Consider the following 14,477-nt stretch of genomic DNA (forward strand, 5'->3'; position numbering starts at 1 on the left):
CCGCGCCGGCCGGTCAGGACGTGAGCTTGGCGAGATCGGGGGCGTAGACGGTCATCCAGTGCGGGTGCAGCCGGAAGTAGACGACGTCGTCGTCCCAGTCGAAGGCGTTCTCGCCGTAGAAGTCCTTGAGGTAGGCGAGCAGGTCGGGCCAGTCGGCGGCCGGCTCGCCGTCCTGCGGGTTGAGGATCTCCACCGTGCCGTGGGTGAACACACCCAGGTCCTCCCCGCGCATGTGCGCGACGCTGGCCACCGGACGGGCCGCCAGGTGGCGTGCCTTGGCGGCCCCGCGCGCGGTGCCGAAGACCCACCTGCCGTGCAGGAAGTGGCCGTCCGCGCCGCTGATGCGGGGCTCGCCCTTCGCCGTCACGGTGGACAGGGCGAGGACGCACATGCCGGTCAGGACGCGGGTGAGCTGCTCGGCGTCCAGGGTGCGCTCGGTGACGACCGAGCGCAGGTGCGAGGTGGAGCGGGAGAGTGAGGCGTCGAGGAGCGCCTGAAGCTCTTCGAGCTCCTGCGGGGTTTCACGCATTGAGGTCCTTGTCTGTCCGTACGCACCGGCCCCCGTTCGGCTGGGCCGGCAGGACCATGCTCGTCCGGAAACCCGACACCCTGTGTCATGTTTTCCGGACTCAGGACGAATCTCTGACGCGGGCGGCCTGTTCCTCCTGGACCCCGCGGGCGGTGCGCAGGAAGCCGAGGATCACCGCCAGTTCGTCCGGCCCGTAGCCGTCCACGATGTCGCTGCTCGCCCGCGGGTTCGGCCTCGGCGGGGGATGACGCTTTTCGCAATCCCTGACGCTTCTTTGACGAGGTCGCGGCGTGGCGCAGTTGATCATCTGGGTAAGGCCCAACCTGTAACAGTCGTACGCGTCTCGGGGGGTTCGGATGCGACTGGGTATTTTGACAGGAGCGGGGCTGCTCGCGGTCGCCGTCGTCCTGACCGGGTGCGACTCGCCGCCCGACACAGCCAAGATCACCGACAGCAAGGCCGAGGCCGCGGCCAGGCTGAAGCAGAGCAAGGCGGCCAAGATCGCGCTGGCGCGCAAGGTCAAGGCGAACGAACTGGGCCAGATCCCGGTGCTGATGTTCCACCGGGTCATCAAGAACCCGGCCACCACCGACGACAGGACTCCGCAGCAGTTCCGCTCGGACCTCGAACGGCTGGTCAAGGAGGACTACGTCCCGATCAGCGCCTCGGAGATGGTGACCGGGAAGATCAACGTCCCGGCGGGCAAGCATCCCGTGGTGCTCACGTTCGACGACTCGTCGCCCTCGCAGCTCACCCTGAACGAGATGGGCGTCCCGCAGCCGGACACCGCCGTGGCGATCCTGCGCGAGGTGGCCGCCAAGCACCCGGGCTTCCGGCCGGCCGCCACCTTCTACGTCACCCGCGACATGTTCGGCAAGACCGTGCGCGAGGAGCAGGCCCAGACGCTGGGCTGGCTCAAGGACAACGGCTTCGACATCGGCAACCACACCCGCGACCACGTCAACCTGCGCGGACGTTCGGAGAAGGAGGTCGAGGACCAGATCGGCGGCATCGCCAAGCAGATCGACGACCTGACCAAGGTCAAGCCGAACTCCATCGCCCTGCCGTACGGCAACCAGCCGAGCAAGAAGGAGTGGGCGCTGCACGGCAAGCTCTACAACCACGCCGGCGCGTTCCTGGCCGGGTACACGCCCGCGCCCTCGCCGTTCAGCAAGGCGTTCGACCCGGGCGGCATCCCGCGGATCCGCGTCATGGAGAAGAAGGGCGACTGCGCCCAGTTCTGCTCGGCGGCCTGGCTCGACTGGCTCAAGAACAACCCGGACATGCGCTACACCTCCGACGGCGACGTCAGCACGGTCGCGTACCCGAAGTTCAAGAACCCGTACCTGCGCAAGTCCTTCACCACCTGGAGCCTGCCCTACTGACGGACGCGCCCGAGCACCACGCCCAGCTCGGCGGGCCCTGCGCCCTGACCGTGAGGGTGTCCTCGTCCTCCCAGCGCAGGAGGGCGGCGAGCCACCAGCCGGTGGCCAGCCGCGGCGTGACCGTGCGCACGTGCTCGCCCGTCTTCGTGTCGAACAGGGCGACGCCCTGCTGGAGCACGCCGTCGGGGGTGAGCTCCCGGTGCCGTGACGCGATCAGGCGGCCGGAGGGGGACGGCTCGATGGTCCACTCCACGTTGCCCGGCATGGTGTAGCTGCGCAGCAGGTGGCCCTTGGGCGAGTAGACGGCGAACCAGACCGATCTGAGGTGTCCCGGGGAGCGGCGGGAGGGCTCGCCGCTCTTCATGACGAGGCCTTCCGACGTCCATCCGGCCACCTGCCCGCGACCCGGGAGGCGGGTGGCCGTGCCGCGCGCGGCTGCCTGACGGGAGCCGTTCGACGGTTCCCGTCCGAAGGTCGGCCACGACGTGGGTGTTGTCACTGTCCCTCAGGAAGGCGGCACGCCGGCCGTCCCGGCTGAGGGCGAACATGCTCTCGTCGAAGCCGTACGGCGCTGGTGGGGGAGCGTCGCCGGCGCGGGACGCCACTTCGTCCACGTGATCTCCTCGGCCGCGACCAGGAACGTGCACTCTCCCGTTGATCAACCGTAGCGATCGGCAGAGTCGGGATGCCAGGTTGGAAGCAGGATTTCCTGATGGACCCGATGCCGGCGGGAGGCCGTCGGCGGCCTGGTCCATAAGCAGTCAAGACCGTAGTTACAGGGTCCGAATGGACGCTGTGTACGGGCTTTGTGTAAAAACCGGTGAGTCACGAACGGTTAACGGATCCCTGGGAAGTTGCTGAGCGTCGTAAAGTTTGCGTGGTTGGGGTTCAGTGAACGTGGGGAAGACGAATGCCGCAGATCGCGCCGCTGGTGGCCGGCGATCCAGCGTTGCTGGGTTCGTTCCGGCTGTCCGGACGGGTCGGCGAAGGCGGCCAGGGGATCGTCTACCTGGGCGTCAACGAGCAGGGCGAGCGCGCCGCGATCAAGCTGCTGCACGTGAAGTTCAGCGGTGACACGATCGCCAGGTCGCGTTTCGCCCGGGAGCTGAAGGCGGCGCAGCGGGTGGCCTCCTTCTGCACCGCGCGGGTGATGGAGGCCGACCTCGACGGCGACACGCCGTACATCGCGAGCGAGTACATCGACGGGCGGGCGCTGCGCGACATCGTCGAGACCGACGGCCCGCTCAGCGGCACGGTCCTCGACCGGCTGGCAATCGGCACCGCCACCGCGCTCACCGCCATCCACCACGCCTCGATCGTCCACCGGGACTTCAAGCCCGACAACGTGCTCATCGCCGCCGACGGGCCGCGCGTGGTCGACTTCGGCATCGCCCGCATCATCGACTCGACCGGCACGATCACCAGCCGCGCGATCGGCACGCCCGCGTACATGGCGCCCGAGCAGATCGCCGGCGACGACATCGGGCCCTTCACGGACGTGTTCGCCTGGGGGGCGACCATGGCCTTCGCCGCCACCGGGAAGGCGGCCTTCGAGGGCAAGTCGATCGCGGTGGTGCTCAACCGCATCCTGAACCACGAGGTCGACGTGGAGATGATGCACGAGCCGCTGCGGGGGGTGGTGCGTTCGGCGCTGGCCAAGTCGCCCGACGAGCGGCCCTCGGCCGACCAGCTCCTGCTGCGCCTGCTCGGCCAGACCGGCACGGCCGCCGGCGCCTCGACGGCGGTGCTGACCAGGGGCGTGCAGGTGGCCGGTGACGACACCACGCCGTTCACCCGGGTGTCGGCGACGTCCATCACCGAACGGCCCGTCACGCAGGCCACGGGTCACCCCGTCCACCCCGCCGACCCCGCCGCCTCCGGCCGTCCGCCGGCTGGCACGGCCCCCGGCCACGACCGCATGACCGGGCAGCAGGTCCGCCATGACCGCACGACCGGGCAGAGCCGGTCGGGCCCGCCGGTGACCGCGCCCCCCGGCCCGGTGACCGGCCCGGTGACCGGTTCGATGACCGGTTCGGCGAGCGGCCCGATGACCGGCTCGGCGGCGGGTCACATGACCGGGACCGGGAGCCACGCGACCGGGACCGGTGGCGCGGGGCAGGTGGAGACGACACCTCCCGGCCAGGGCCCCGCGCCGCGGCCCCTTGACGAGCCCGTGCCGTCCGGCGGCCGGCGGCGGCTCAAGGTGTGGCTCGCGCTGGCCGCCGCGCTCGTCATGCTGGTGGTCGCCGCCGTCGCTGCGATGGCGAACGGCTGGTCGCCGCTGGCGTTCAAGGGTGAGGTCGTGACCCCTTCGACGACGGGCAAGAAGACCCAGCGGCCCCCCACGTTCGCCTCGGTGGTGGACAAGGTCGCCCAGACCGGCAAGATCGTCATCGGCGTGAAGGCTGACCTGCCGGGCGTCGGCCTGCAGAACGGCGACGAGTTCACCGGCTTCGACGTCGAGGTGGCCAAGCTGGTGGCCGCGGCGCTCGGGGCGGAGGAGACCAGGTTCGCCCGGGTCGGCCGGAACGACCGGGCGGCCGCGCTGGCCGAGGGCAGGGTCGACCTGGTCGTCGCCACGTACTCGGTGGACAAGAGCGAGACCCGGTTCGCCGGGCCGTATTACGTGGCCCACCGCGACGTGCTGGTCCGCGCCGGCACCGACATCGACTCGCTGGACGACCTCAAGGGCAGGAAGATCTGCGCGCTCGACACCCCGACGGTCGGCGAGGTGCAGGACAGGGTGAAGGTCGAGCCCGTGACCGCCGCCAACTACGCGGAATGCATGGACCTGCTCAGGAACGGCAAGGTCGACGCGGTGCCCGGCGAGGACCTGATCCTGGCCGGGTTCGCCAGCCGGGAGAACCTGCGCTACAAGATCATCGGTGCCAAGCTGGACAACGAGCGGTACGCGGTCGGCATACGCGGCGGCGACACCAAGACCTGCGCCGCGGTCAAGGGGGTCATCGCCGACCTCTACCGCACGGGCACCATCAAGAAGCTCCTGAACAGCCACTTCGACAAGGTCGACTTCCAGCCCGAGCTGAAGGTGCCCGCGATGGAGCCCTGCGGATGACGAGCGGTAACATCCGAAAGTCCAACGAATTCATCCTGTGAGTTAGGGGAAGGCCATGGCCACGCCCGTCAAGGTAACCGTCACCGGGGCCGCCGGTCAGATCGGCTACGCACTGCTGTTCCGCATCGCGTCGGGACAGCTGCTCGGCGCTGACGTCCCGGTCAAGCTGAGCCTGCTGGAGATCCCGCAGGCGGTGAAGGCGGCCGAGGGCACCGCCATGGAGCTCGACGACTGCGCGTTCCCGCTGCTGTCCGGCATCGAGATCACCGACGACGCCAACGTCGCCTTCGCCGGCGCCAACGTCGCCCTGCTGGTCGGCGCCATGCCACGCAAGGCCGGCATGGAGCGCGGCGACCTGCTCGGCGCCAACGGCGGCATCTTCGGCCCCCAGGGCAAGGCGATCAACGAGCACGCCGCCGACGACATCAGGGTCCTGGTCGTGGGCAACCCGGCCAACACCAACGCGCTCATCGCCCAGCAGAACGCGCCCGACGTCCCGGCCGAGCGCTTCACCGCGATGACCCGCCTCGACCACAACCGCGCGCTGTCCCAGCTCGCCGCCAAGCTCCAGGTCCCGGTCACCGAGATCAAGAAGATGACCATCTGGGGCAACCACTCCGCCACCCAGTACCCCGACCTGTACCACGCCGAGGTCGGCGGCAAGGTCGCGGCCGAGCAGGTCGACGGCGAGTGGCTGCGCGAGACGTTCATCCCGACGGTCGCCAAGCGCGGCGCCGCCATCATCGAGGCCCGTGGCGCCTCCTCGGCCGCCTCGGCCGCCAACGCCGCGATCGACCACGTGTACGACTGGGTCAACGGCACCGAGTGGACCTCGGCCGCCGTCGTCTCCGACGGCTCGTACGGCGTGCCGGAGGGGCTCATCTCGTCCTTCCCGGTGCGTTCGGTCAACGGCCGGTACGAGATCATCCAGGGCCTGGAGATCGACTCCTTCTCCCGCGAGCGCATCGACGCCAGCGTGGGCGAGCTGACCGAGGAGCGCGACGCGGTCCGCGAGCTCGGCCTCATCTGAACCCGGCGCGACACCACGGACGCGCGTCCCCGGCTCAGCGGGGGCGCGCGTCCGCCGTCGTGAGGGGGAGGGCGGCGGCGCGGGTGCGCTCGGCCCAGCGGGCCACCGGCGGCACGGCGAGCCCGGCCGCCAGGAACAGCCCGCCGAACAGCAGCCAGCCCGGCAGCCCCCAGCCCACGATGACCGTGGTCATGACGGCCGGCACGACGATGTTGGCCACCTGCTGGCCCATCCCGTACAGGCCCTGGTACTGGCCGATGGCCTGCGGCGGGGCCAGCTCGTACGACAGGCCCCATGAGCCGGCGGCCTGGAGCAGCTCACCGAAGACGTGCAGCAGCGCGCCGCCGAACAGGGCGACCAGCGCCACCCAGACCGGCTGCCCGGCGGCCAGGGCCAGCAGCACGCAGGCCAGCAGCAGGAACACGCCCGAGCGGCGCTGGGCGCGGGCCGCGCCGGCCGCGTCGTCGGTGCCGCGGCTGAGCCGCACCTGAAGGAGCGTGACGGTGACGGTGTTGACCATGGCCACCGCGGCGACCGTCCACGTGGGCGCGGACGTGCGGCCGGCCACCCAGAGCGGGATCGCGATGGTGAGCAGCCCGTTCTGCATGAACAGCACGGCGTTGAGCAGCGCCAGCACCGTGTACGGCCGGTCGCGCAGCACGATCCAGACCGGCTCGCCCGCCTTCCGCCGGACCGGCGCGACCGACGGCACCCGGAACGTCAGGGCCGCGCTCCCGAGGTAGCAGAGCGCGCAGCCGAAGATCATCCCCAGGTACACCGGCCTGCTGTCGAAGTGCAGCGCCGCGCCCGCGCCGAGCCCGCCGACCGACCAGCCGACGTTGGTCACCGCCCGCAGGTAAGCCCGCACCCGCACCCGGTCGGGCCCCGGCACCGCGCCCCCGACCAGCGCCGCCCGCGCGGTGCCCTCCGCGGCCTCGGCGAACGTCACCAGGGCGGCCACCACGACGAACCCGGCGAACCCCGACACCAGCGCGTACACCGGCACCAGCAGCCCACCCGCGGCGGAGAAGGCGATCTGCACCCGGCGCGGCCCGGCCAGGTCGGCCAGCCGCCCTGCGGGCAGCCCGGCGGTGAGCCCGACGGCCGCGGCGATCGTCATCCCCAGCCCGATCTCGCCGTCCGACAGGCCGACCGAGAGCTTGAAGAACAGCACGCTCACGGTGACGAACAGGCCGCGGCCGACGGAACGCAGGAGTGTGGCGTAGGTGAGCGCGCGGACGGGCCGGCTCTCGGGGAGGAGTGACACGGCGGAACACGCTACTGGTCACCCGGAATCTCCTGTTCGTCCACCCCCGGGCAGGAGGGGACGGGCTGGGCGGCCGGCGCGGGCTGGGAGGTCGCGAAGATCACCCCGGCTGCCGCGGCGAGGCTGCCCAGCAGGATGAGGGCACCAAAGACCAGCTTCGTGACCCTTGGTGAAAAGCTCCTCACATTTGGGTATCACAGCACATACTCGCCACCCGCATCAGGCGTTCCCGGAAAGTGCCGTCCACGCGTCGGAGACGATGTCGCGCAGCGCCGCCCGCTCCGCCTTCCAGCCCAGGTCGCTCTGGATGCGCGCGGACGAGGCCACCAGGACGGCCGGGTCGCCGGGCCGCCGGTCACCGACGACGACCGGGATCTCGTGGCCGGTGACCTCGCGGCAGACCGAGATCACCTCCTGCACGCTGAACCCGGTGCCGCTGCCCAGGTTGTAGATCTTGTGCTCGCCCTCGGCGATCGCCTCCAGGGCCAGCAGGTGCGCCCGCGCCAGGTCGCTGACGTGCACGTAGTCGCGCACGCAGGTGCCGTCGGCAGTGGGGTAGTCGGTGCCGAACACGCTCACCGAGTCGCGCTCGCCGGTGGCGACCTTGAGCACGTTCGGGATGAGGTGGGTCTCGACCGTGTGCCGCTCGCGGAAGCGGCCGTAGGCGCCGGCCACGTTGAAGTAACGCAGGCTCACCGCGCCGAGCCCGCGGATGCCCGCGTAGGCACTCAGGGCCGTGTCCACGGCCAGTTTGGAGGCGCCGTAGGGGTTGGTCGGGCGCGTCGGGTCGCTCTCCTCGACGGGGGAGCGCTCGGGCTCGCCGTACGTGGCCGCCGTGGAGGAGAAGACGATCCTGCGCACGCCCTTGTCGCGCATGGCGTCGAGCAGGGCCAGGGTGCCGCCGAGGTTGTTGGCCCAGTAGAGGCCCGGCTTCGCCACCGACTCGCCCACCAGGGACTTGGCCGCGAAGTGCAGCACGGCGTCGATGCCGTCGAGCGCGTCGTGGGCGTTCGTGATCGACTCGCGGACGAACCGGGCGCCCTCGGGCACCGCGTCCTCGTGGCCCGTGGACAGGTCGTCGAGCACGGTCACCTCGTGCCCCGCCTCGACGAGCTGCGCGGCGACGACGCTGCCGACGTACCCGGCGCCTCCGGTGACCAACAGCCTCATGTTCACTCCTGTTTACATATGTTTGATTTTGTACGGCTTGCCGTTCAGCATACGCGGGAAACCCGCCGAGTACGCTGCCAACCACCATGTTTGACACCCTCGGGGCGAACATCGCCCTGGTCCTGCTCTTCATCCTGGTCGGCGGGTTCTTCGCGGGCGCGGAGATCGCGATGGTCTCCCTGCGTGAGAGCCAGGTCCGCAAGCTCGCCGAGCGCGGCCGCAGGGGCGAGCGCGTGGCCAAGCTCGCCCGCGACCCCAACCGCTTCCTGTCGGCGGTGCAGATCGGGGTGACCGTCGCCACCATGCTCTCGGCCGCCTTCGGCGCCGACCGGCTCGGGATGCAGCTCGTCCCGGTGCTCGAACGCTGGGGGGTGCCGCAGGGCGTCGCGCCCGTGCTCGGGCTCGTGCTGGTGACGCTGGCCATCTCGTACGTCTCGCTGGTGCTCGGCGAGCTGGCCCCCAAGCGGCTGGCCCTGCAACGGACCGAGGGGCTGTCGCTGTTCGTCGCGCCCTTCCTCGACCGCATCGCCTCGCTGTCCCGGCCGATCATCTGGATGTTGTCGAAGTCGACCGACCTGGTCGTCCGGCTGCTCGGCGGCAACCCGGAGGCCGACCGGGAGGAGGTCACCACCGAGGAGCTGCGCGACATGGTCGTCGGGCACGCCGAGCTCACGGCCGACGAGCGCAAGCTCATCGCCGAGGTGTTCGCCGCCGGCAAGCGCCAGCTCCGCGAAGTCATGCTGCCCCGCACCGAGGTCGAGTTCATGGACGCCGAGACGCCGCTGGCCGAGGCCGCGCACCTGGCCGCCACGCTCCCGCACTCCCGCTTCCCCGTGTACCGCGAGTCATACGACGAGGTCATCGGTTTCGTGCACGTGCGCGACCTGCTCGACCCCGAGCTGATCGGCCGCACCGAGCCCATCAGCGCGGTGGTGCCGATCCGGCCGGCCAAGTTCGTGCCCGCCTCCAAGCGTCTGCTGAGCACCCTGAACGAGATGCGCGACGAGGGCCAGCACCTGGCCATCGTGGTCGACGAGTACGGCGGCACCGCGGGCATCGTCACCATGGAGGACCTGGTCGAGGAGCTGATCGGCGACATCAGGGACGAGTACGACGTCGAGGAGGACGTCGTCGTCCTGCCCGCGGGCGAGATCGAGATCGACGGCCTGACCAACCTCAACGACTTCGCCGCCGAGACCGGCGTACGGCTGCCCGACGGCCCGTACGAGACGCTGGGCGGGTTCGTGATGGCCATGCTGGGGCACGTGCCGGCCGTCGGCGAGCAGGTGGAGATCCAGGGCTTCGAGCTCACGGTCACCGAGCTGGACGTGCGCCGCATCGCGCGGGTGAGGGTGAAACGCCGGGCCGCCGTCGAGTCGCCGCCCGACCAGGATTCCTGACACAATTGCCTGCTATGGCCAGACCTCGTGTTCTCTCCGGCATCCAGCCCACCGCGGACTCATTCCACCTGGGCAACTACCTGGGTGCGGTCCGTCAGTGGGTCACGATGCAGGAGACCCACGACGCCTTCTACTGCGTGGTCGATCTTCACGCGATCACCGTGCCGACCGAGCCCGCCGCCCTGCGCAGGCGCAGCCGGGTGGCCGCAGCGCAGCTCTTCGCCGCCGGGCTCGACGCCGAGCGCTCGACCGTCTTCGTGCAGTCGCACGTGCGCGAGCACACCGAGCTCGCCTGGATCCTGATCTGCCTCACCGGCATGGGCGAGGCGGCCCGGATGACGCAGTTCAAGGACAAGTCGGCCAAGTTCGGCGAGAGCGCGGCCAGCGTCGGGCTGTTCACCTACCCGATCCTCCAGGCCGCCGACATCCTGCTCTACCAGGCCAACGCCGTCCCGGTGGGGGCCGACCAGAAGCAGCACCTGGAGCTCACCCGCGACCTCGGTCAGCGCTTCAACCACCGCTTCGGCGACACGTTCACGCTGCCCGACCCGTACATCCTCAAGGAGGTCGAGAAGATCACCGACCTCCAGGACCCGACGGCGAAGATGTCGAAGTCGTCCTCCAGCCCGGCGGGCATCCTCGACGTGCTGGAGCAGCCGGGGCCGCTGCGCAAGAAGGTCATGCGTGCGGTGACCGACACGGGCTCGGAGGTGCTGTTCGACGAGGAGAACAAGCCGGGCATCTCCAACCTGCTGCGCATCCAGTCGGCGCTGACCGGCACCCCGATCCCCGACCTGGTCGCCCGCTACGAGGGCCAGGGCTACGGCACGTTCAAGAAGGACGTCGCCGAGGCGGTCGTGGAGACGTTCACGCCGATCCGGGAGCGCACGGAGAAGCTGCTGGCCGACGAGGCCGAGCTCGACCGCCTGCTGGCCGTCGGCGCCGAGCGCGCCGCGACCGTGGCCCGGCAGACGATGGCCGAGGTCCGCGACCGCGTGGGCTTCCTGCCCAAGCTCTGAGGCCGGAAGGGCGGCGGGTCGCCGCCCTTCACGGGTCATCCGGGGCGCGCGCCTGACCGGTCGAGCGGGCGTACGCGCAGCCGGGCGCGGAGCGCGGCCAGGCTCCGGCCGGTGAGCCGGACGTCGCCCGACACGGCGGTCCATCCCGCTCGTCCCCGGCTGAACGCCCAGCCGGGGAACTCGCGCATCGCCTCCTCCAGCAGACGTTCCATGACGACGGCGGCACTCGGCGTTGTGGTCATGGGACGCACAGTGCCACCCCGGCGCCTCTCCGTGACGAACCGCGGTGACAGATCTCCCTGTTCGGCCGGAGCGAACTCGGAGTTCGGTCGCCGGCCTCAGACGTCGATGTTGTGCCGTTCGGCGAGGAAGCGCACCTCCGGCGCCCACGACGGCCGCGCGCGGCGCACCAGCGAGCGGACCATCTCCCGCAGCAGCAGCTTGTGGTCGAGCTCCTCGGGGCTCTCGCGCTCGATGCGCAGCAGGTAGACCAGGCTCGCGGCGTCGTCGCCCAGGTCCTCGCAGGCGCGGGCGACGTGGCACAGGTGCGTGGTGCGCCGCTCGATGGAGGGCGTCCTGCGGATGTCGATGTCGTCGGCCAGCCGCAGCACGGCCTCGGGGTGGCCGGTGTCGTTCTCGATGCTGGCCATGTGGATGGCCACGTTGGTGGGGCCGAAGAAGGCCAGGTCGTAGGCGCCGGAGTGGTCGTCGGCGTGTTCGGCCAGCCGGGCGGCGGTGCCGCGCACGGTCTCCCTGGCCTGGTCGTCGTCGCCGCCCCGGGCCGCGCTGATGGCGGCCAGCAGGTGCAGCGCGCCGAGGGCCTTGATGTGCCGGACGTCGCCGTCGGCCACGTGGGGTTCGAGGATCTCGATGCCGCGCCGGGCCACGTCGTGGGCGATCTGGTGCATGTCGTCGGAGAGCATCGACTGGCCGAGGTTCCAGTGGGCCCAGGCGAGCATCAGCGGGTCGGCCGACTCCTCGGCGTAGCGCATGGCCCGGTCGGCGGCCAGGTGCGCGAGATCCACCCGCTGCAGGTGCTTGAGCACCCCTCTGGCCAGCATGTACGCGTCCGTCGCCGCCCTGTAGGCCGTGGGCGTGCGCTCGGCCGCCAGGCTCTCGGCGTCGGCCACCAGCGAGGGCAGCGCGGCCATCAGGATCGAGTACCGGCGGGCCGAGGTGAACCAGGCGTTGCGCGCCGCCGCCACGCGTTCGGTCAGTTGCCCGGCGTCGGGCGGTTCGAGGTCGGGCTCGCCGGCCCGGCAGGCGAACAGGGCCCGTTCGATGTCGCGGATCTGCGGCCTGCTGGGCTCGTGGGAGTCGCGGGGGGTCTCGCCCAGGAGCACGGCGGTGCGTACGCCGAGGACCTTGGCGATCTCGCGGAGAAGGGGCAGCGAGGGAGTGCGTTTGCCGTGCTCGATCAGTTCGATGTGCCGGGTGGTGCAGCCGGACTGGGTCGCCAGCGCGGTCGTGCTCATGCCCCTTCGTTCGCGCTGGAGTCGCACCATCTGCCCGGTGCTGATTTCGGTCATGGGGGTGACGCCTCCTGGCTAGGTCCCGACACAGCACAGGCTAGGGTCACCGGACCGGCGCTGCCATGCGTTCCCCCTGGTCAGGAGGTATGTCGGCAAGCTCCCGCGCCTCGGCTTTTACTGGTTTTTGCCCACTATTGGGATGGTTGGGAGTGGTGGTCGCGCAGCCGTGCGAGCAGCCCGGTGAGCTGGTCGCGCTCGGGGCCGGTCAGCGGGGCCAGCAGCTCGTCCTGGACGGTGTCGACCAGTGCGTCGAGCCGGGTGAGCCGGTCGCGGCCGCGCTCGGTCATGGAGATCACGTTGCGCCTGCGGTCGGCGGGGTCGGGGGCGCGCTCGACGAGGTCGCGCTCGGCCAGCTCGTTGAGCAGCGCGACCATGTCGCTGCGGTAGATCCCGGTGCGCCGGCTCAGCTCCGCCTGGCTGGCCGGGCCGGCCTCGCGCAGCGCGACGAGCACCGCGTAGTGCCACTTGCGCGCGTCGGCGTCCGCGAGCCGTTCGGTGACCAGGCGGTCGGCCTGCATCGCGACGTGGGCCAGCAGGCGGCTCGGCAGGCTGCGCAGGCGGGCGGGGGCGGCCTGGTCGCCGGCGTCGGTCATGTCGTGGCTCATGCCGGCGATCCTATCCCGGTTGCGTTAGTGGCACTAACGATGTACTTTCGTTAGAGCAACGAACGTTAGATAGACAAACGAAAGAGACGTGTCATGCCTGTCGTCGATGTGCTGGACTCGACCATGTACTACGAGGACCGGGGCGAGGGTGTCCCGATCGTCTTCCTGCACGGCAACCCGAACTCCTCCCACCTGTGGCGCAACGTGCTCCCCGCGGTGGGCGGGCCCGGCCGGTTGCTGGCCCCCGACCTGATCGGCATGGGCCGTTCGGGCAAGCCCGACCTGGCCTACCGTTTCACCGACCACGCCCGCTATCTCGACGCCTGGTTCGACCGGCTCGGCCTGGAGGACGTGGTGCTGGTCGGGCACGACTGGGGTGGCGCGCTGGCCTTCGACTGGGCGGCGCGGCATCCGGACCGGGTGCGCGGGGTGGCCTTCTTCGAGACCATCGTGCGGCCGATGAGCTGGAGCGAACTGGGCGAGGGGCCGCGCGCCCGCGGCGAGCTGATCAGGAGCGAGGAGGGCGAGCGGCTGGTGCTCGACGACAACTTCCTGGTGCGGACGGCCTACACGGGCGGGGTGCTGAACCCGCTGAGCGAGGAGGAGATGCGGCCGTACCTGGAGGCGTACGCGACCAGGGAGAGCCGCCGGCCGCTGCTGCGGTGGGCGCGCTCGATCCCGCTCGACGGCGACCCCGCCGACGTGACCGAGGCCGTCGAGCGTTACGACAAGTGGCTGGCGAGCAGCGGCGACGTGCCCAAGCTGCTGCTCACCTTCGACTCCTCGCCGACCCTGCTCATCCAGAGCGAGGTGCTCGACTGGTGCGCCGGCAACATCTCGGCGCTGGAGATCGAGCACCTGGGCCCGGCCGGCCACCACGCCCCGGAGGACCAGCCGGAGGGCATCGCGGCGGCGATCCGCTCGTGGGCCGACCGCCACGCCCTGCGTGCGAGCTAGCGGAAGCGGCGGCGGCCGACGAGGCCGAGCACCTCGCGCAGCGCGTCGGCCGCCGCCCTGACGTCCTGTTCCGGCACCCCGGCCAGCACCTCCTCGTGCGCCCGCGACGACGCGTCGAGCGCCGTCAGGGCCACCCGGAGGCCCTCGGCCGTGAGCTGCACCCACCGGCTGCGCGCGTCGCCCGCGTTGGCCTCCCGCTCGACGTAGCCCGCCGTCGTCAGGCGTTGCAGCACGTTGCTGGTGCCCCCCGAGGTGAGCAGCAGCGCCTTGGACAGCTCGCTCGGCTTCATCCGGTGCGGCGCCGGCGTACGGGTGAGCGCGGCCAGCACGTCGAACTCGGCGTAGGTCAGCCCCAGCTCGGCCAGCTCGGCCTTGATCGCCTGCTCGAAGACCAGGTGCAGCCGGGACAGGCGCTTGCTCAGCTCCAGACCGGCGATCAGCGACGACGACAGCCCGGACTCCGTCCAGCGCGGCACCATCGCGTCGATCTCATCCGGTTTCACGCCA

Annotated in this window: 14 protein-coding genes; 6 read left to right on the plus strand and 8 right to left on the minus strand. The window is 70.8% G+C overall.

Going from position 1 to position 14,477, the window contains the following annotated elements:
* Positions 1-13 precede the first annotated feature (13 nt).
* Positions 14-529 (minus strand): pyridoxamine 5'-phosphate oxidase family protein, encoded by a 516-nt coding sequence (locus ACWCSU_RS00960; protein WP_449932684.1) that lies wholly within the window; start codon positions 527-529, stop codon positions 14-16.
* Between the two features lie 356 nt (positions 530-885).
* Here ACWCSU_RS00960 and ACWCSU_RS00965 point away from each other — a divergent pair, with 356 nt between their 5' ends.
* Positions 886-1,914, plus strand: a complete 1,029-nt coding sequence (locus tag ACWCSU_RS00965; RefSeq protein WP_357707733.1) for a polysaccharide deacetylase family protein — start codon at positions 886-888, stop codon at positions 1,912-1,914.
* Here ACWCSU_RS00965 and ACWCSU_RS00970 read toward each other — a convergent pair.
* Complete coding sequence (locus ACWCSU_RS00970) at positions 1,889-2,278, minus strand: hypothetical protein (RefSeq protein ID WP_449932687.1); 390 nt, start codon at positions 2,276-2,278, stop codon at positions 1,889-1,891. The two genes, ACWCSU_RS00965 and ACWCSU_RS00970, sit on opposite strands and share 26 nt — an antisense overlap.
* 546 nt (positions 2,279-2,824) lie before the next feature.
* Here ACWCSU_RS00970 and ACWCSU_RS00975 point away from each other — a divergent pair.
* Positions 2,825-4,990 (plus strand): protein kinase domain-containing protein, encoded by a 2,166-nt coding sequence (locus ACWCSU_RS00975; RefSeq protein WP_449932689.1) that lies wholly within the window; start codon positions 2,825-2,827, stop codon positions 4,988-4,990.
* Positions 4,991-5,045: 55 nt separating this feature from the next.
* Complete coding sequence (locus tag ACWCSU_RS00980; RefSeq protein ID WP_357707730.1) at positions 5,046-6,020, plus strand: malate dehydrogenase; 975 nt, start codon at positions 5,046-5,048, stop codon at positions 6,018-6,020.
* A gap of 34 nt (positions 6,021-6,054) precedes the next feature.
* Here the strand turns inward: ACWCSU_RS00980 and ACWCSU_RS00985 are convergent, their stop codons facing one another.
* On the minus strand, positions 6,055-7,287 hold the full coding sequence (locus ACWCSU_RS00985) for an MFS transporter (RefSeq protein ID WP_449932691.1): 1,233 nt from the start codon (positions 7,285-7,287) through the stop codon (positions 6,055-6,057).
* Positions 7,288-7,506: 219 nt separating this feature from the next.
* Entirely contained in the window at positions 7,507-8,457 is a 951-nt protein-coding gene (gene galE / locus ACWCSU_RS00990) for a UDP-glucose 4-epimerase GalE (protein ID WP_364086101.1), read from the minus strand.
* A gap of 86 nt (positions 8,458-8,543) precedes the next feature.
* Between galE and ACWCSU_RS00995 the strand changes: the two genes are divergently transcribed.
* Positions 8,544-9,857 (plus strand): hemolysin family protein, encoded by a 1,314-nt coding sequence (locus ACWCSU_RS00995; RefSeq protein WP_449932694.1) that lies wholly within the window; start codon positions 8,544-8,546, stop codon positions 9,855-9,857.
* Positions 9,858-9,871: 14 nt separating this feature from the next.
* Complete coding sequence (trpS, locus tag ACWCSU_RS01000; RefSeq protein WP_357707725.1) at positions 9,872-10,876, plus strand: tryptophan--tRNA ligase; 1,005 nt, start codon at positions 9,872-9,874, stop codon at positions 10,874-10,876.
* 35 nt (positions 10,877-10,911) lie between these two features.
* Here the strand turns inward: trpS and ACWCSU_RS01005 are convergent, their stop codons facing one another.
* The 3 genes from ACWCSU_RS01005 to ACWCSU_RS01015 form a co-directional block, all read right to left on the minus strand.
* On the minus strand, positions 10,912-11,118 hold the full coding sequence (locus tag ACWCSU_RS01005; protein ID WP_357707724.1) for a hypothetical protein: 207 nt from the start codon (positions 11,116-11,118) through the stop codon (positions 10,912-10,914).
* A gap of 96 nt (positions 11,119-11,214) precedes the next feature.
* The gene (locus ACWCSU_RS01010) at positions 11,215-12,405 is read right to left on the minus strand and encodes a helix-turn-helix domain-containing protein (RefSeq protein WP_449932697.1); all 1,191 of its coding nucleotides are present in this window, start codon (positions 12,403-12,405) and stop codon (positions 11,215-11,217) included.
* A gap of 134 nt (positions 12,406-12,539) precedes the next feature.
* Positions 12,540-13,013 carry a MarR family winged helix-turn-helix transcriptional regulator gene (locus tag ACWCSU_RS01015; RefSeq protein WP_364086107.1) on the minus strand — a complete coding sequence of 158 codons (474 nt, stop codon included), beginning with the start codon at positions 13,011-13,013 and terminating at the stop codon, positions 12,540-12,542.
* A gap of 93 nt (positions 13,014-13,106) precedes the next feature.
* On the opposite strand from ACWCSU_RS01015, the gene ACWCSU_RS01020 reads away from it, so the two are divergent.
* Positions 13,107-13,970: a haloalkane dehalogenase gene (locus ACWCSU_RS01020; protein ID WP_449932700.1), complete on the plus strand. Its 864-nt coding sequence runs from the start codon at positions 13,107-13,109 to the stop codon at positions 13,968-13,970.
* On the opposite strand, the gene ACWCSU_RS01025 is transcribed toward ACWCSU_RS01020, so the two are convergent.
* Entirely contained in the window at positions 13,967-14,473 is a 507-nt protein-coding gene (locus ACWCSU_RS01025; RefSeq protein ID WP_357707717.1) for a MarR family winged helix-turn-helix transcriptional regulator, read from the minus strand. The two genes, ACWCSU_RS01020 and ACWCSU_RS01025, sit on opposite strands and share 4 nt — an antisense overlap.
* Positions 14,474-14,477 lie beyond the last annotated feature (4 nt).

This window comes from Nonomuraea sp. NPDC001699 (genome assembly GCF_053596455.1).